Raw genomic sequence first — 14,522 nt, forward strand, 5'->3', positions numbered from 1 at the left:
ACCACGCCAGCGGTTCTTCCGCCGCCCCAACCCGTCGATATGGTCAAGCCCTCGGAAGATGAGGGGCCATGCGGGCCAGGACGGTATCGAAGCGAAGAAGACCTTTGCGCCCAGTGGAAGGCTGCGGATTCCGCGCGAGATGCGGCTGACTATGCCTTCTGGGGCCTGATTTTGGCTGCCATCGGTACGGTGGGTCTTTTGGCCACTCTCCACTACACTCGGAAGGCTGTTCTCGCTGCGGAAGAAGCGACGAAAGACGCCGACGAAGCCCTTGCCCTCGCCCAAAGTAGCGCCGATGCTTCCCGCCAAGCCGCTGAAGCCATGCGCGAAGCCAACGAGATCGCGCGGGCCGCTCAACGCGCTAGGCTGATTGTCTCGATTTATCACATCCACCAAGACCATGAACCGCCCTATGTAGACCTGAGGGCGACCAACATCGGTGGTTCTCACTGTGTCGTGACGCTCGTCGCCTCCCACTGGTCCGATTCCAACGAGTGGGAGCAAAACGGCATTATGATGGGTCCTCCCCTGAGCACTTTCGTCGCTGAGGGAAAGGCTGAGGTTATCGGCGCCCCTCGCCATGGACCCCCTAAGAATTTCCTTTACGGGATGGTGCGCTACGCGGACGGCTTGGGAGAGCACCGCTCCTTCTTCGCGTTCCATTTCTGGCGAGACAGCGGACTTGCTCGCGAGTGGCGCTGGAGTTTGGCCTATCCCAAGGGAAAGCCCAAAGACACCTAGCGCACCGCAAACGGTGACACCCGCAACGCAGAGGGCGACAAGCGCCCTCAGCATGGTGCGTTTGCTACATAATGCCGGAGTTCCAGCGCGCGGTGCTCGATTCGCTACGCCAGCCGCTCGAGACCGGCGAGGTCAGCGTGGCGCGGGCCAACGCCCACGTGACCTACCCGGCACGGGTCCAGCTGATCGCGGCGATGAACCCGTGCCGCTGCGGGCATCTCGGCGATGCCGCTCTGGCCTGCAGCCGCGCCCCGCGCTGCGCCGCCGACTACCAGTCCAAGGTCTCGGGCCCGCTGCTCGACCGCATCGACCTGCACGTCGAGGTCGACCCGGTCAGCGCCGCCGACCTCGCCTTGCCCCCGCCGGCCGAGGGGAGCGCCGAAGTCGCCGCGCGCGTGGCGGCGGCGCGCGCCGTCCAGACCGCGCGCAAGGACCGGACCGGCGCGCGCACCAATGCCGAACTCGACGGCGAGGCGCTGGAAACTCTCGCCACGCCCGACGAGCCCGGCCGCAAGCTGTTGATGCAGGCCGCCGAGGCGATGCGCCTGTCGGCCCGCGGCTACACCCGCATCCTGCGCGTCGCGCGCACCATCGCGGACCTGTCGGGGGCTGAAGAGGTGGGGCGCATCCACGTCGCCGAGGCGCTCAGCTACCGCCGCCAGCCGCCCCGGGCCTGAAGCGCCCGCGGCGCGCAGGACTGAACAAATCGCGTCGCGCCTCGTTGTCAGGGCATGTCCGAGCTGTTTCAGGTTCTCTTGCTCGCCCTGTTCCCCGCCGCGGGCAATTTTCTCGGCGGGCTCGTTGCAGAGTTCACTCGAACGACGCGCAAGCGGCTGTCTTTCGCCCTGCATCTCTCTGCCGGGATTCTCTTCGGCGTCATTGCCATCGAGCTGGCGCCTCGCGCTTTCGCCGGTGCGCCCCCGTTGCTGGCGGCAGGCGCGTTCTTTGCCGGCGGCGTGTTCTACATCGGCCTCGAAGCGCTGATCGACAGGCTGACGGAGTCGGCGCGGAGCAGGTCCGCAAAGTCGGCAGCCGATGTCAGCGGCGCGTGGGTGATCTACGCCGCCGTCGTCGTGGACCTGTTCAGCGACGGCCTGCTGATCGGCACCGGCTCCGCCATCTCGCTCGGCCTCGCGCTGGTCCTGGCGATCGGCCAGGTTACCGCCGATATTCCGGAAGGGTTCGCCGCGATTGCGAACTTCAAGGACAAGGGCACGCCCCGTTCGCGCCGGCTGCTTATCGGTGCCTCGTTCGTGGTGCCGGTTCTGGCCGGGGCTCTGCTCTCCTACCTGCTCTTGCGCAACCAGGCCGAGGCGGTCCAGCTCGTCGCGCTCGCCTTCACCGCCGGCCTGCTGCTGGTTGCCGCTGCCGAGGAAATCATCGGCGAGGCTCACGCCGCGGCGCCCGACAGCAAGCGGTCCACGCTGGCCATCTCGGGCGGGTTCGTATTGTTCGCGCTCGTCGCATCCTACTTCAGCGCAGGATGATCGCACCGCTTTGTGCGCCGGGCGCGACCTGCTAGGCGTTGGATCGAAGGAGCATCGGAGCGATGGGTTCGTTTTCAATCTGGCACTGGCTGGTCGTCGCCGTGGTGGTGATGGTGCTGTTCGGGCGCGGCAAGATCTCCGAGACGATGGGCGACTTCGGCAAGGGCCTGAGCGAGTTTCGCAAGGGGATGAAGGACGAAGACGAAGACCGCGAGCGCAAGCTGGCCTCGCAAAATCCGGATATCGCCCCGCCCTCGAAGGTGACGCTCGACCAGCGCGAAAGCGGCGGCGCAAGAGAGGGCTGAGCGCGCCGCACGCGGCGTGTTAACCAAAAATCGTGCTTAACGCCGGAACCGGTCGCCCCTCAGGCGTTGTCCCTCCATGGCCAGGCGTATCCTCGTCGTCGAAGACGACCTGCTCAACCGCATGTTCTATTGTGCGACGTTGGAGCAGGCCGGGTACGCCGTCACCGCGGTCGGCGACGGCGCGCTGGTGCTGCAGGAGGTCTCCCGCGTCGCGCCCGACCTCATCATCATGGACATCAACCTGCCGCATGTATCGGGTCTGGTGCTGACCGAGCGGCTCAAGTCGCAGGCCGCTTACCGCGACCTGCCGATCCTCGCCATCACGGCCTATGTCGGACGGGCGGAGGAGGCGCGGATTCGCGAGGCCGGGGCGGCGGGTTATCTTTCCAAGCCGGTTACGATCTCCGCGCTGCTGGGGACCATCGACGAGCTGCTGCCCACCGCCTGACCCGGGCCCCGGCTAGCTCTCGCGCGGCGAACCGACCCGCTCGGCTTCTTCCCAATCGAGGTCGGAATACTGCAGCGGGCGGCCGTCGTGCGCGTGCAGCCGGACCGGTTCGATCGGCAGGCGATCGCGGGCGTCGACCAGCACGGGGCTCGATGCGACCTTGGAGGTGTACTTCTCGCCCCACTGCCTTAGCGCGATGAGCGCCGGCAGGAGATCGATGGCCTTTGCCGTCAGGCGGTACTCGACCTTGCGCTTGTCATGCTCGCAAGGTTCGCGGCTGAAGATGCCATTCTCGACCAGCTTGTGGAGCCGGCCCGAAAGGATGTTGCGGGCGATGCCCAGTTCCGACTGGAAGCTGTCGAAGTGGCGGATGCCGTTGAAGCCGGCGCGCAGGATCATGAAGCTCCACCTGTCGCCGATGACCTCGAGCGCGCCGGGCAGGCCGCATTCGACGACTTCTCTCAGGTTCTCGTGCAGGTGGCCCATCGGCGCCTTTCCATTCTCCGGTTAACGATTAACCCACTGCCGGGCCGTCATGCAACGGACACTGATTTTTCGGTTGCAATACGAAACTCGTAAATTTAAGTAGCGATTCGCAACTCGTTGTAAAGCGCAACCGATGAACCCGGAGTGTCCCATGTCCCCGATTCGCACGTTCGCCCTCTCCGCCCTCGCCGCGTGCACCCTGGCCGCGCCGGCGGCCGCCGCATCGGCGCCCTACTACCAGGCCCAGCTGGCCGCACCGGCCGGCGCTGCCAGGATCGTTGCCGGCGGGCTGCTTTGGAATTGCGAGGGCACCTCGTGCGTCGCTGACAAAGACAACAGCCGCCCGGTGATCGTTTGCCGCAAGCTGGCGCGGGAAACTCCGGCGGTCGTTCGCTTCAGCGCCGCCGGGGAAGACCTCGGCGCCGAAGACCTCGCCCGCTGCAACGGCTAGGCCTCAACTCCACCCCCCGGGCATTCCCTCCATCCAGGAATGCCCTCCCGTACCCCCGCGCTCCCAAGCAGCGCGGGGGTCTTTTTGTCAGCGCAGCAGACCGCAGCGCAGCAGTTCGTCCTCGAGCCCCTCGGGCCCTTCGAACAGGTGCGCCTGCCAGCCGCGCGCGCGAGCGGCGGCGACGTTGGCCGGGTTGTCGTCGGTGAAGAACAGTGCCGCGGGCGGATGGCCGAAGCGCTGCTCGCTGATCTCGTAGATGCGCGCATCGGGCTTGGCGACCTTCTCCTCGCCCGAGACGACGATGTCTTCGAACAGTGCAAAGATCGCTTCGAGCGGACGGAATCCGGCGAAGAACTCGGCGCCGAAATTGGTCAGCCCGTAGAGCGGCACTCCCGCCGCATGGAGCCGCCGGGCCAGCGCATGGGTGCCCTCGATCGGATGCTGGATGGTCTCGTTGAAACGCCGGGCATAGGCATCGATGAGGTGCGCATGCTCGGGAAACTCGGCCTTCCGCGCGCGCACCATCTCGGCCAGCGGCGTGCCGCGGTCGCTTTGGAAGTGCCATTCCTCGCTGATGACATTGGCCAGCACGTGGTCAAGCTCGTCCGGATCGGCGACGAGCTTCGCCATCAGGTACCGCAGGTCCCAGTCGAACAATACGCGGCCGATGTCGAACACCACCGCTGCCGGCGTTTCAGGCATGCAAAAGGCCCCCGAATCGACGGGAGCCCTGCATGTCTTCGCAGCCGCGAACGAATCGCGGCGCGGCCTGCATTAACCCTGGCGCGCCTTGAAGCGGCGGTTGGTCTTGTTGATCACGTAGACCCGGCCGCGGCGACGGATCACGCGGTTGTCCCGGTGGCGGCCCTTGAGCGACTTGAGGCTGTTGACGATCTTCATGACGATTCTTCCAAAAAGTTCGGCACCGGAGATGGCCTCCGATGCCGTAATTTCAAGCGCGGGCCACTAAGGGCGGCTGTCCGCGAAGTCAAGCACGCAGAGCCGGTTCATTGCCGGCCACGCCCCCTGTGCCAAGCCGCTGGCACCTTCACCCTTGCTGGACGTTACCCCACCATGCGACGCCTCCTCCTCGCCCCCTTCGCCGCGCTCGCCCTCGCAGGATGCGCACAGACTGTCGTCTCACCCGTCTCGGTCACCCGGTTTATCGGAAACGAACCTGCCCGACTCGGCGAGGGATCCATTTCCGTGCGCGCCGCGACGGACGGCAACAGCCTCGAATTCGCTGCCTGGAAGCAAGCGGTCGCCGCCGAACTGGCGAAACTCGGTTACCGCGTGGTCGAAAACGAAGTCAGCGCGCAGGTTGCCGAGGTCCGGGTCGAGCGCGCAAGGGACCTGCCGGAACCGCGCCGCGGACCGGTCAACGTCGGCGTCGGCGGTTCGACCGGCTCCTACGGCTCCGGGGTGGGCGTCGGTCTCGGCGTCGACCTTTCAGGCCCTCCTCCGGAAGTGACCGACAACCGCCTGCGCGTGGTCATCAAGGACAACGGCACCGGCCAGGCGCTGTGGGAAGGCCGCGCCGAATTCTCGGCCAGCGCCAACAGCGACTATGCCAGCGCGCAGGCCGCGGCGAACAAGATGGCGGCGGCGCTGTTCAAGGGGTTTCCCGGCGAATCCGGCACGACTATCGAGGTCAAATGACCGATATCGTAATCAACGCTGCCTTCGACAGCGGCAACATCGACGTAATCTCCATCGACGGCGCCGCCGCCACCCTGGCCATCCCGCCCGACCACCAGTCCGAGTTCCGCCAGTGGTTTCACTTCCGCGTCAGCGGCGCGGCCGGGCGCGAGCTGGTGCTGCGGATCGTCGACCTCAACACCAGCGCCTATCCGGGAGGGTGGAGCGGCTACAACTCCTGCGTCTCGGAAGACCGCGACTACTGGGGACGCGCCGATTCGAGCTTCGACAAGGGCGAGGATGGCGGCACGCTGACGATCCGCTACACGCCGGCCAGCGATATCGCCTGGTTCGCCTATTTCGCGCCCTATTCAATGGAGCGGCACCACGACCTCGTCGCCGAGGCCGCCGCTGCCGAAGGCGTGAGCTATCGCTGCCTCGGTTTCACCCTCGACGACCAGCCGCTCGACTGCCTCGAGATGGGCGAAGGTCAAACCCAAGTCTGGCTCTACGCGCGCCAGCACCCGGGCGAATCGATGGCCGAATGGTGGATGGAAGGCGCGCTCGAAGTGCTGACCGATCCGGCCGACCCGGTGGCCCGCGTCCTCAGGCAGAAGTGCCGCCTGCACGTCGTGCCCAACTGCAACCCGGACGGCAGCCGCCGCGGGCACCTGCGCACCAACGCGGTCGGTACCAACCTCAACCGAGAATGGCACGAACCGAGCGCGGCCAAGTCGCCCGAGGTCCTCGCCATCCGCAATGCCATGGACCAGACGGGCGTCGATTTCGCGATGGACGTCCACGGCGACGAGGCGATCGCCGCCAACTTCCTCGCCGGGTTCGAAGGAATTCCTTCGTGGAGCGAGGACCTGCAGGCGAAGTTCGACCGCTTTCGGCAGATTCTCGCTCGCCGCAGTCCCGACTTCCAGGTGGAAAAAGGCTACCCTGCGGCCAGCGTAGGGAAGGCCAACCTGTCGATGAGCACCAATCAGCTTGCGGAACGCTTCGGCGCCTGTTCGATGACGCTGGAAATGCCGTTCAAGGACAATGCCGACCTGCCCGATCCCGAACAGGGCTGGAGCCCCGAACGCTGCAAGCTTTTGGCCCGCGAATGCCTGGCGAGCCTGGTCGAGTGGCTGAACGCGGCGAGCAACTAGTCCTTGCAGCGTAACAATGCATCGCTACTTACAATGATGTGAGCAAACCGCACCTCTTCCCGATCGCCATCGCGCCCGCCGACATCGACTTTATGGGCCATGTCAACAATGCGCGGTACCTAGCCTGGGTGCAGGACGCGGTGATCGATCACTGGAAGACGTTTGCCCCGGTCGAAGCCGTCGCCCAGCACCTGTGGGTCGCGCTCAAGCACGAGATCACCTACCGCCGCCCGGCGTTCCTCGGCGACAGCGTCATCGCCCACGTCGTGCTCGAGAAGGTCCAGGGCGTGCGCGCCTCTTATGAGACGCTGGTCCGCCGCGGCGAGGAAATCATCGCCGAAGTGAAATCGACCTGGTGCTGCCTCGACGCCGAAACCCGCAGGCCGGTGCGCCCGGCCCGCGAGGTCATCGACCGCTTCTTCGCGCGCTAGCTCGCTTTACTTGCGCGTCCCGGAGATCGGGATGTCGCCGAAGTCGCTCTTGGCCGTGCCGCTCAGCGCATCGCCCTCGACCTTGAGATCGTAGCTCATTTTCATTTGCTGCCCGCCCATGTCGAGCGCGCGGTCGAAGGTGACGTGGTCGCCGTCGACCACGAGGTTAGAAATCGTGCTCTTGGGCGGGTCTCCGCCCGGCCCGCCTTCCATCGGCGCGTCCTTCATGTCGAGCGTATAGGCGCCGCCCGCCTCGGCCACCGTCCAGTCGGACTTGAAGGTCCCGAAATCGGTCTTCGCCTCGACCGCCCAGGCGCCGGCTACGCCGGACCCCTCGGCCAGCGCCGGCGATGCGAATAGTGCGGCAGCGCCGGCGACCACGAAAAGCTTCCTCATGCGAACTCTCCTCTCCCTTGATGCAGGGAGATTATGCCGCGCGCAGCCGGCGCGCAATCGCCAAGCTGTCGCAGGCGATCGTCACTCGGCCGCCTCGGCCAGCGCGGCCGGGTCGACCTCGCGCCAGTCGGCACCCTCGGGAAAGGCGAAGCTGACCGCGCGGATCGCGGCGAAATCGATATCCTCGGCGGCGAAGGCCAGCTCGCCCGTGTCGCGGTGGCGCCGGACCGCGTCGAGCAGCAGGCGCCGTGCGCGGTAGATCACCCGGTCGCAGGTGCCGAGGTATTCCCTGGTCCGGTCGACGATCGGTCCCATCGATTCCTGCACCGCGAAATCCTCGTAGGCATTTCCGCGATTGACGATCCCGCTCCAGTGCCCCGCCTTCATCGCCGCGCGGTCCTGGTGCCATTGGTTCTCGGGACCGCCCATGTCGGCGTTGAAATGGTCGGGATTCCCGCTCCACGTCCCGAAGGCGCTCATCAGGTCGCGGGTCAGCGGGCCCTCGGTGTCGTAGAGGATGTACCACTGCGCCGTGGTGACGTCGTCGATCGGTATCGAGCAGCAGGTAACCCGGGCCCCGTGCGGCGCGGCGGGGATGAAGCTGAAGAACGGCAGCGCCACCTCGCGCACGCGGGCATAATGCACGCCGCCAAGCTCCTGCCGGATCGCGCCCTCGCGGAAGCCGTAGGGGCGCTCATCGAACTCGAACACCGGCGCACCGTCGCCGAGCATGTAGTCGCTTTCGTCCTTGAAGTATTCGCGGCCGTCGTCGCTACCGAGGTTGGTGGCGTGGAGGAAGGTGACATGGGCGCTGTCGAGCAGCGCTTCGAGGCCTTGCAGCCAGTTGGTGCGAATCACCCCGCGATAAGGCTGCACCTGGTCGTCGCCAAGCGCGGTGAACTCGTAGGCCGGAAAGCGCGGCGGGGTCTCCCTGGCCCCCATATAGACCCAGAGCATCCCGCCGGCCTCGTGCACAGGATGGCTGCGCACCGGCACGCTCTCGGCGAACTTCTCGCGCTGGCCGCGCGGCTCGGTCGGCGCGTCGATGCACTTGCCTGCCGCCGAGAATTTCCAGCCGTGGAAGATGCACCTGAGGCCACCTTCCTCGTTGCGCGCAAGGCGCAGGCTCGCGCAGCGGTGCGGGCATGCTTCCTGCAGGAAGCCCGGCGTGCCGTCTGGCGAGCGAAAAGCGACGAAGTCCTCGCCGAACAGGCGCACCTTCTCTGGCGCACCGCCGGCCTCGAGCGCCGCCGAGCGGCACGCCGGGACCCAGTATTCGCGCAGCATCGCGCCCATCGCGGTCCCCGGACCGACGCGGGTCAGCAGCTCGTTGTCAGCCTGGTTCAGCATCCTTCCTCTCCTCTTGCGCACGCCCACATGGTGTCCGGCCGCGTGCCTCCCCCGCCGGGGCGTCGCTCTCCCGACTCGGTTTGCCACATTGCCGCGCGCTGCTGTAGTGGGTAGCGATGTCCGACTGCGGCTGCGAACCCACAGCGACCGATACCCCGGCGCAGCGCCGCGCGCTGACCATCGCGCTCGCGCTCAACGCGGCGATGTTCGTGGTCGAGGGCGCTGGGGGCCTGCTCTTCCACTCCGCCTCGCTGCTGGCCGACGGGCTCGACATGCTGTCCGACGCGGCGGTCTATGCGCTCGCGCTCTACGCCATCGGCCGCAGCGCGCTGTTCAAGGTCAAGGCCGCGCGAGTGAGCGGGTGGGCGCTGCTGCTGATCGCCATCGCCATGCTGGCCGAGGTGACGCGCCGCGCTCTGACCGGCAGCGCACCCGAAGGGTTCGGCATGGTCGGCGTCGCGCTAATTGCGCTGGTCGTGAACGTCGTCGTCCTTCGCCTGCTCGCCGCGCAGCGCAGCAGCGAGGTGCACATGCGCGCGGCGTGGATCTTCACCCGCGCCGACGTGGCGGCCAACGCCGCGGTGATCGTTTCCGGACTTGCGGTCCTGGTGACCGGCATCGGCGCGTTCGATCTCGTCATCGGCGCGGCGATCGCGCTCTATGTCATGCGCGAGGCGTTCGAGATCATCGACGAAGCCAAGGAAGCGCGGGCCGAAGCTTAATCGAGACTCGCCGGACCGAACGCGGCGGGAAGCAGCGCGGAGAGCTTGACCGTGCGCACTTCCGAGGGCCCGACGCAGAGCACGTCGGGATCGGTTCCGCCCAGGGCGGCGAGTTCGTTGAGCACCTGCCGGCAGCGCCCGCACGGCGTGATCGGCTCGGGTCCCGGCCCGGTCACCGCAACCGCCAGCAGCCCGCCGCGGTGCCCCTCCGCCATCGCCTTGCCGACCGCGACCGTTTCGGCGCACAGCGCCAGGCCGAAGCTGGCGTTCTCGACATTGGCCCCCGTCACCACCGACCCGTCGGCAAAGCGCAGCGCCGCGCCGACCGGGAACTTCGAGTAGGGGGCATAGGCAGCCAGCGCCGCCCCGCGCGCAGCCTCGACCAGTTCGATATCGTCCTGCGTCACGGCTGCAGCACCACCCAGCGCACGGGTTCGGGGCCGGCATCGCTACGATAGTGCGCATTGGCGGTCCACAGCGTCCACGGCCGCCCGGCATAGTCGGGCTGCAGGAAGTCGCGCTGCAGCCACAGGTTGCGCTCGATCTTGGCGGCGATGTGGTAGCGGTCCTCGAACTCGGGCGAGACCAGCAGCACCGCCGGCTGGCCGACATGCCCCTCGATCTGGTTGAGGAAGGTGGTCAGCTCGCTCTCGACCGCCTGCTCGCTGACCCGAACCGGGCAGTCCTCGGCGGTGCGCAGCAGGGCGATTGCCGGCGGCAGCAACCCCGTTTCGCGCGGCACGATGGTGACGAAGTTGGCGCTCTGCCGCTCGGCGGGCTCGCACGGGTCATAGGTGTGGACCACCCCGACCGACAGGCCGCTGCCGCGCACCGCGCGCAAGTTGCGGCTGAACGCCGGGTCGCGGCCCCCGGCGCCGCTGCTCGCCTCGAGGTAGGCGAACTGCGCGCCGATCGCCTTGAAGGCATTGAAATCGACCCGTCCGTCGCGCGCGCCGACGAGCACGCCCTGCACCGGGAAGTCTCTGCGCTCGGGCCGCCAGTGCTGCGCGGTCCACCACGCCCAGCCCCCTGCGACCAGCGCGGCGAGCAGCACCAACGCGAAAATCCGCGTGCGCCAGCGAAATGCCTTCTTCCTGCCCATCGATCCCGCTCTGCGACCCCGTGCCCCGTCAGCCGCGAATATGCAGGACGCAGACCAGCGTGAAAAGCCTGCGCGCCGTATCGTGGTCGAGTTCGACCTTGCCCTCGAGCGCTTCGAGCAGGTGGCGCGCGCCGCGGTCGTGGATGCCGCGCCGGGCCATGTCGAGCGTCTCGAGTTCCTTCGCCGAGGTCTTGCGGAGCGCCTTGTAATAGCTGTCGCAGATGGCGAAATATTCGCGCACCGCGCGGCGGAAGCGCGTCAGGCCCAGCCCGATCGTCCCGGCATCGCGGCCATGATGATCGCGCAGCGCGATCGCCAGCCGCCCCTCGACCACCGCAAGCCGCAGCGACCAGGGCCCTGCGTGGCCGAGATCGACGGCCCGCAGCGGGCGAAAATGGCTGTCGACCGCCAGGTCGTGCAGCGCCGCCGCGCGTTCCTGCTCGACCTCCGGCCCGCGTGCGAGCACGGTCGATTCGTCGAGCGAGATCGCCGCGATGCGGTCGCTGGAAGGGCTGGTCTCGGCCATGGCGGGGCTTTCGCAGACGCAGCAAGCGGCGGCAAGCGTCTCCTCCCCGAAACGGGGAGGTGGCAGTCGCCGCAGGCGACCAACGTAGGGGAAACGCACCCTGCACACCGATGCCGAGGGGCCCCTCCCCCCATTTCGTTCGGTCCGCCGCCCAGCGCCGAGGTGGATGTGCCCGCTATCCACACGCAGTTTCTCGCCCGCCCTCTTGCCGCGAATCCCGCATCGGCGCATCACGCGCGCATGGCCGAAGAAGACCTCCTGATCCGCCCCGACACTCCCACCGCGCAATCGCCCGCGGGCCGCAAGCTGCCCGCCAACCTCGAGGCCGAGGCCGCCTTTCTCGGCGCCGTGCTGATCGACAACCGGCTGATGGAAGAGATGCCGGTGCCGCTGCGGCCCGAACATTTCTTCGATCCGTTGCACGGCCGCATTCTCGACCGCATCCTCGTCCTGCTCGACAAGCAGATGGTCGTCACCCCGGTGACGCTCAAACCCTATTTCGAGGCCGACGAGGCGCTCAAGGAGCTCGGCGGCACCGGCTATCTCGCCCGGCTCACCGCCGACGGCCAGGGCCTGCTCGCCCCGCGCGAACTGGCCCAGCAGATCTACGACCTGGCGCTCTTGCGAGAGCTGGTCACGGTCGGGCGCAACCTCGTCGAAGGGGCGCTCGACACCAGCGAGGAAGTCGAGCCGATGCGGCAGATCGAGCAGGCCGAGGCGCGCCTGTTCGAGGTCGCCGAGGGCGCCGCGGGGTCGAGCGACGCGGAAAGCTTCCGCGGTGCGGCGAACAAGGCGCTGGAGATGATCGAAACCGCGATCAACTCGGGCGGCCACGTCTCGGGCAAGACCACCGGGCTCGTCTCGATCAACGACAAGTGCGGCGGGCTGCACGATTCCGATCTCATCATCCTCGCCGGGCGTCCGGGCATGGGCAAGTCGTCGCTCGCCACCAACATCGCCTTCAATTGCGCCGACCGCTACGTGCGCGACAGGCGCGACGGGATCGCCAAGAGCGTCGGCGCCCCGGTGGCGCTGTTCAGCCTCGAAATGAGCGCCGACCAGCTCGCCACCCGCATCCTCGCCGAACAGGCGGGCATTCCGTCCGAGAAGCTGCGCATGGGCAAGATCGGCCGCGACGAGTTCCAGGACCTCTCCTACGCCAGCCAGCGCCTCGCCGACCTGCCGCTGTTCATCGACGATACCCCGGCGCTGACCATCGGCGCGCTGCGCACCCGCGCCCGGCGCTTGAAGCGCCGCCACGACATCGGGCTGATCGTGGTCGATTACCTGCAGCTGCTGCAGGGCAGCGGCCGCGCCACCGACAACCGGGTCAACGAGATTTCCGAGATCAGCCGCGGGCTCAAGACGCTGGCCAAGGAACTGCAGGTCCCGGTCATCGCGCTATCCCAGCTCAGCCGCGCGGTCGAACAGCGCGACGACAAGCGCCCGATGCTCTCCGACCTGCGCGAATCCGGCTCGATCGAGCAGGACGCCGACATGGTCTGGTTCATCTTCCGCGAGGACTATTACGTCCTCTCGCGCGAACCCAAGGTCCCGCAGGGCGACGACGACATGAAGACCGCCGAGGCCCACGCCGCCTGGGCCGCCGAAATGGAACGCGTCCACGGCCTCGCCGAACTGATCGTCGCCAAACAGCGCCACGGCTCCACCGGCAAGGTGCGGCTGAGGTTCGAGCCGAAGATCACGCGGTTCACCGATCTGGCGGAGGGCGATTACGGCGGCGGCGGGGATTGGGAGTAGGCTGCAGGGCGGGCGGACAATGCCAGCAGCGAGGATCCATTGACGGCCCGATTGCGGACCTACCTACACATTCCACCTCGTCACCCTGAACTTGTTTCAGGGTCCAAGTATCCCCCGACCATGTCGGTGCCAGGAGGCAACGGATGCTGGAAGCGCAGCTGTGCTTGCACAAGCTGGTTCAGCATGACGGACGTGGGGGTGCCCTCTCCACACCTATTGACGCCTGCAGCCCGATTGCGGACACCTGATCGTTCCGCTTTTCCAATCGGCCGCTATTGCACCTGGTCGAGGTGCAAATAGAGTTCGTTGAACCCCGACATATCCCGCAGACGCCCCCAGTCGGGGATCGCCAGGAAGCGTTTCTCGCGCACGATCAGTCTGTCATCCTCGAGTGCCTTCAGCGTTCGATTGACGTGGACCACGGTGAGGCCCGTCGCATCGGCGAGTTGCTCCTGGGTCATGGGGAATTCATAGCCTTCCGTGTCGCCCATCTCGGCGAGTTCCAGGCGCCGCGCAAACTCGCACAGGAGATGGGCTATCCGCTGTCTGGCCGGTCGCCGTCCCACGTTCATGACCCACTCGCGGTAGATCGAGGCATCGATCAGCGTGTCCACCCACAGCGCTCGCGCGATCCGCGGGTGGCCGTCGATCAGCGCGACAATCGCATCCTGTGAAATCGTGGCGACCTTCGCCCGCGTCAGTGTCTGAACGCTGTGATCGGCCGTCTTGAGCAGCGATCCCTCGAGGTCGACGAAGTCGCCCGGCACGTGAATGCTCACGATCTGCCGATCGCCGTCCGCGGTCAACTTGTGACGGAATGCGAGCCCCGAAATCAGAAGCGAGCTCTCGACCAGGGAATCGCCCTCGCGCACGAGATAGCGACCTGGTTCGGCGATCCTGGAGTGAAACGGCAGAGCCAGCAGGGCCTTGTGATCGCTCGCATCCAGCAAGCCTCTGCGGGCGAACTTGCGCGCCATCCTTTCGAGGGTGTGAGAGAGTTCCACCGAAACGCTGCCTCGCTACTTGGGCGGGAGCACGTCGAATCTCTCGGTCGCCTAAGCCCAGTTAGTGGTGCAGCGATGGAGCCACATTAACATCTTTGCCCCGTCGGCCCCCAACATATTTAAACATTTCCGCTCGCGCCGACTTTGGAAACCGAGCGGCGGGAGAATCTCGCGGCAAGCGTTTAACCTATGACGTGGCGGGGCGGAGCGATTCGGGCTTTCCTCCACAGCCGAGGAGAGGGCCATTGGTCGAGTCGAACTTTGGTTTCGGACATACCTACACTCTCGTCCTGACCGACGGCGGCAGGCGCGGCGAAAGAGCTCTGGAATTTCGGGCTTCGGGAGCTGACGCCGCATTGCTCCAGGCACGGAAGGCTTGCGAGGGCCGTGAGTTCGAATTGTTCGAGAATGGGCGTTCCCTCGGTCGCCTTCGAATGGAGGACGAAGGGGGCTTTGGTCGCTCAACCCACCGAGCAGTCAGCGCGGCTATGCCGAGGTTTCGCAACCGAAGCCGAAG

At 66.8% G+C, this 14,522-nt stretch carries 19 protein-coding genes and 1 pseudogene; 11 read left to right on the plus strand and 9 right to left on the minus strand.

Translation table 11 applies throughout. From position 1 onward, the window contains the following. Positions 1 to 39 precede the first annotated feature (39 nt). From Q7I88_RS00675 to Q7I88_RS00695, 5 genes and pseudogenes are all read left to right on the plus strand, one after another. Entirely contained in the window at positions 40 to 741 is a 702-nt protein-coding gene (locus Q7I88_RS00675; RefSeq protein WP_305097120.1) for a hypothetical protein, read from the plus strand. 71 nt (positions 742 to 812) lie between these two features. Beyond that, positions 813 to 1,418: pseudogene (locus tag Q7I88_RS00680) on the plus strand (ATP-binding protein); the annotation flags it as partial. A gap of 54 nt (positions 1,419 to 1,472) precedes the next feature. Beyond that, a complete protein-coding gene (locus Q7I88_RS00685; protein ID WP_305097121.1) occupies positions 1,473 to 2,228 on the plus strand; it encodes a ZIP family metal transporter in 756 nt (251 codons plus the stop codon). Positions 2,229 to 2,290: 62 nt separating this feature from the next. Continuing rightward, complete coding sequence (locus Q7I88_RS00690; protein WP_305097122.1) at positions 2,291 to 2,533, plus strand: twin-arginine translocase TatA/TatE family subunit; 243 nt, start codon at positions 2,291 to 2,293, stop codon at positions 2,531 to 2,533. A gap of 76 nt (positions 2,534 to 2,609) precedes the next feature. Beyond that, positions 2,610 to 2,981 (plus strand): response regulator, encoded by a 372-nt coding sequence (locus Q7I88_RS00695; protein WP_305097123.1) that lies wholly within the window; start codon positions 2,610 to 2,612, stop codon positions 2,979 to 2,981. A 12-nt stretch (positions 2,982 to 2,993) separates the two neighbouring features. Here the strand turns inward: Q7I88_RS00695 and Q7I88_RS00700 are convergent, their stop codons facing one another. After that, positions 2,994 to 3,467: a winged helix-turn-helix transcriptional regulator gene (locus tag Q7I88_RS00700; protein WP_305097124.1), complete on the minus strand. Its 474-nt coding sequence runs from the start codon at positions 3,465 to 3,467 to the stop codon at positions 2,994 to 2,996. A 151-nt stretch (positions 3,468 to 3,618) separates the two neighbouring features. Here Q7I88_RS00700 and Q7I88_RS00705 point away from each other — a divergent pair, with 151 nt between their 5' ends. Next, entirely contained in the window at positions 3,619 to 3,918 is a 300-nt protein-coding gene (locus Q7I88_RS00705) for a CC_3452 family protein (protein ID WP_305097125.1), read from the plus strand. An 87-nt stretch (positions 3,919 to 4,005) separates the two neighbouring features. On the opposite strand, the gene Q7I88_RS00710 is transcribed toward Q7I88_RS00705, so the two are convergent. Together Q7I88_RS00710 and ykgO are read right to left on the minus strand one after the other, a co-directional pair. After that, a complete protein-coding gene (locus Q7I88_RS00710) occupies positions 4,006 to 4,620 on the minus strand; it encodes an HAD family hydrolase (RefSeq protein WP_305097126.1) in 615 nt (204 codons plus the stop codon). 72 nt (positions 4,621 to 4,692) lie between these two features. Beyond that, positions 4,693 to 4,818, minus strand: a complete 126-nt coding sequence (gene ykgO, locus Q7I88_RS00715; protein WP_033920696.1) for a type B 50S ribosomal protein L36 — start codon at positions 4,816 to 4,818, stop codon at positions 4,693 to 4,695. Between the two features lie 174 nt (positions 4,819 to 4,992). Here ykgO and Q7I88_RS00720 point away from each other — a divergent pair, with 174 nt between their 5' ends. The 3 genes from Q7I88_RS00720 to Q7I88_RS00730 are packed head-to-tail and all read left to right on the plus strand — an operon-like array spanning position 4,993 to position 7,144. After that, the gene (locus tag Q7I88_RS00720) at positions 4,993 to 5,577 is read left to right on the plus strand and encodes a DUF4136 domain-containing protein (protein ID WP_305097127.1); all 585 of its coding nucleotides are present in this window, start codon (positions 4,993 to 4,995) and stop codon (positions 5,575 to 5,577) included. Then, positions 5,574 to 6,713 (plus strand): M14 family metallopeptidase, encoded by a 1,140-nt coding sequence (locus tag Q7I88_RS00725; protein WP_305097128.1) that lies wholly within the window; start codon positions 5,574 to 5,576, stop codon positions 6,711 to 6,713. The genes Q7I88_RS00720 and Q7I88_RS00725 overlap by 4 nt, the downstream gene beginning before the upstream one ends. Before the next feature lie 38 nt (positions 6,714 to 6,751). Then, positions 6,752 to 7,144, plus strand: a complete 393-nt coding sequence (locus Q7I88_RS00730; protein ID WP_439648352.1) for an acyl-CoA thioesterase — start codon at positions 6,752 to 6,754, stop codon at positions 7,142 to 7,144. Between the two features lie 6 nt (positions 7,145 to 7,150). On the opposite strand, the gene Q7I88_RS00735 is transcribed toward Q7I88_RS00730, so the two are convergent. Beyond that, complete coding sequence (locus tag Q7I88_RS00735) at positions 7,151 to 7,540, minus strand: hypothetical protein (protein WP_305097129.1); 390 nt, start codon at positions 7,538 to 7,540, stop codon at positions 7,151 to 7,153. Positions 7,541 to 7,621: 81 nt separating this feature from the next. Next, the gene (locus tag Q7I88_RS00740) at positions 7,622 to 8,890 is read right to left on the minus strand and encodes a Rieske 2Fe-2S domain-containing protein (RefSeq protein ID WP_305097130.1); all 1,269 of its coding nucleotides are present in this window, start codon (positions 8,888 to 8,890) and stop codon (positions 7,622 to 7,624) included. A 116-nt stretch (positions 8,891 to 9,006) separates the two neighbouring features. On the opposite strand from Q7I88_RS00740, the gene Q7I88_RS00745 reads away from it, so the two are divergent. Further along, positions 9,007 to 9,612 carry a cation efflux transmembrane domain-containing protein gene (locus Q7I88_RS00745; RefSeq protein ID WP_305097131.1) on the plus strand — a complete coding sequence of 202 codons (606 nt, stop codon included), beginning with the start codon at positions 9,007 to 9,009 and terminating at the stop codon, positions 9,610 to 9,612. Here the strand turns inward: Q7I88_RS00745 and Q7I88_RS00750 are convergent. Genes Q7I88_RS00750 through Q7I88_RS00760 form a run of 3 tightly spaced genes read right to left on the minus strand, consistent with a single transcriptional unit; the run spans position 9,609 to position 11,240 of the window. Beyond that, complete coding sequence (locus tag Q7I88_RS00750; RefSeq protein WP_305097132.1) at positions 9,609 to 10,019, minus strand: cytidine deaminase; 411 nt, start codon at positions 10,017 to 10,019, stop codon at positions 9,609 to 9,611. The genes Q7I88_RS00745 and Q7I88_RS00750 overlap by 4 nt on opposite strands. Then, positions 10,016 to 10,714, minus strand: coding sequence for a glycoside hydrolase family 25 protein (locus tag Q7I88_RS00755; protein ID WP_305097133.1), 699 nt, complete (start codon positions 10,712 to 10,714; stop codon positions 10,016 to 10,018). The genes Q7I88_RS00750 and Q7I88_RS00755 overlap by 4 nt, the downstream gene beginning before the upstream one ends. 28 nt (positions 10,715 to 10,742) lie before the next feature. Continuing rightward, positions 10,743 to 11,240 (minus strand): UPF0262 family protein, encoded by a 498-nt coding sequence (locus Q7I88_RS00760; protein ID WP_305097134.1) that lies wholly within the window; start codon positions 11,238 to 11,240, stop codon positions 10,743 to 10,745. 240 nt (positions 11,241 to 11,480) lie between these two features. Here Q7I88_RS00760 and Q7I88_RS00765 point away from each other — a divergent pair, with 240 nt between their 5' ends. Next, positions 11,481 to 13,001, plus strand: a complete 1,521-nt coding sequence (locus tag Q7I88_RS00765) for a replicative DNA helicase (protein WP_305097135.1) — start codon at positions 11,481 to 11,483, stop codon at positions 12,999 to 13,001. 272 nt (positions 13,002 to 13,273) lie between these two features. Here Q7I88_RS00765 and Q7I88_RS00770 read toward each other — a convergent pair whose 3' ends face one another. Beyond that, positions 13,274 to 13,978, minus strand: a complete 705-nt coding sequence (locus tag Q7I88_RS00770) for a Crp/Fnr family transcriptional regulator (protein ID WP_305097136.1) — start codon at positions 13,976 to 13,978, stop codon at positions 13,274 to 13,276. Positions 13,979 to 14,522 lie beyond the last annotated feature (544 nt).

Origin of the sequence: Croceibacterium aestuarii (assembly GCF_030657335.1) — a bacterium.
Classification (GTDB): Bacteria; Pseudomonadota; Alphaproteobacteria; order Sphingomonadales; family Sphingomonadaceae; genus Croceibacterium_B; species Croceibacterium_B aestuarii.

What these genes read in the sequence shown, in the direction of transcription:
- Q7I88_RS00675 (WP_305097120.1), top strand. Translation starts at nt 40, where the DNA reads ATGGTCAAGCCCTCGGAAGATGAGGGGCCATGCGGGCCAGGACGGTAT.
- Q7I88_RS00710 (WP_305097126.1), bottom strand. Translation starts at nt 4,620, where the DNA reads ATGCCTGAAACGCCGGCAGCGGTGGTGTTCGACATCGGCCGCGTATTG.
- Q7I88_RS00740 (WP_305097130.1), bottom strand. Translation starts at nt 8,890, where the DNA reads ATGCTGAACCAGGCTGACAACGAGCTGCTGACCCGCGTCGGTCCGGGG.
- Q7I88_RS00695 (WP_305097123.1), top strand. Translation starts at nt 2,610, where the DNA reads ATGGCCAGGCGTATCCTCGTCGTCGAAGACGACCTGCTCAACCGCATG.
- Q7I88_RS00770 (WP_305097136.1), bottom strand. Translation starts at nt 13,978, where the DNA reads ATGGCGCGCAAGTTCGCCCGCAGAGGCTTGCTGGATGCGAGCGATCAC.
- Q7I88_RS00685 (WP_305097121.1), top strand. Translation starts at nt 1,473, where the DNA reads ATGTCCGAGCTGTTTCAGGTTCTCTTGCTCGCCCTGTTCCCCGCCGCG.
- Q7I88_RS00735 (WP_305097129.1), bottom strand. Translation starts at nt 7,540, where the DNA reads ATGAGGAAGCTTTTCGTGGTCGCCGGCGCTGCCGCACTATTCGCATCG.
- Q7I88_RS00755 (WP_305097133.1), bottom strand. Translation starts at nt 10,714, where the DNA reads ATGGGCAGGAAGAAGGCATTTCGCTGGCGCACGCGGATTTTCGCGTTG.
- Q7I88_RS00760 (WP_305097134.1), bottom strand. Translation starts at nt 11,240, where the DNA reads ATGGCCGAGACCAGCCCTTCCAGCGACCGCATCGCGGCGATCTCGCTC.
- Q7I88_RS00690 (WP_305097122.1), top strand. Translation starts at nt 2,291, where the DNA reads ATGGGTTCGTTTTCAATCTGGCACTGGCTGGTCGTCGCCGTGGTGGTG.
- Q7I88_RS00765 (WP_305097135.1), top strand. Translation starts at nt 11,481, where the DNA reads ATGGCCGAAGAAGACCTCCTGATCCGCCCCGACACTCCCACCGCGCAA.
- Q7I88_RS00720 (WP_305097127.1), top strand. Translation starts at nt 4,993, where the DNA reads ATGCGACGCCTCCTCCTCGCCCCCTTCGCCGCGCTCGCCCTCGCAGGA.
- Q7I88_RS00745 (WP_305097131.1), top strand. Translation starts at nt 9,007, where the DNA reads ATGTCCGACTGCGGCTGCGAACCCACAGCGACCGATACCCCGGCGCAG.
- Q7I88_RS00700 (WP_305097124.1), bottom strand. Translation starts at nt 3,467, where the DNA reads ATGGGCCACCTGCACGAGAACCTGAGAGAAGTCGTCGAATGCGGCCTG.
- Q7I88_RS00705 (WP_305097125.1), top strand. Translation starts at nt 3,619, where the DNA reads ATGTCCCCGATTCGCACGTTCGCCCTCTCCGCCCTCGCCGCGTGCACC.
- Q7I88_RS00725 (WP_305097128.1), top strand. Translation starts at nt 5,574, where the DNA reads ATGACCGATATCGTAATCAACGCTGCCTTCGACAGCGGCAACATCGAC.
- ykgO (WP_033920696.1), bottom strand. Translation starts at nt 4,818, where the DNA reads ATGAAGATCGTCAACAGCCTCAAGTCGCTCAAGGGCCGCCACCGGGAC.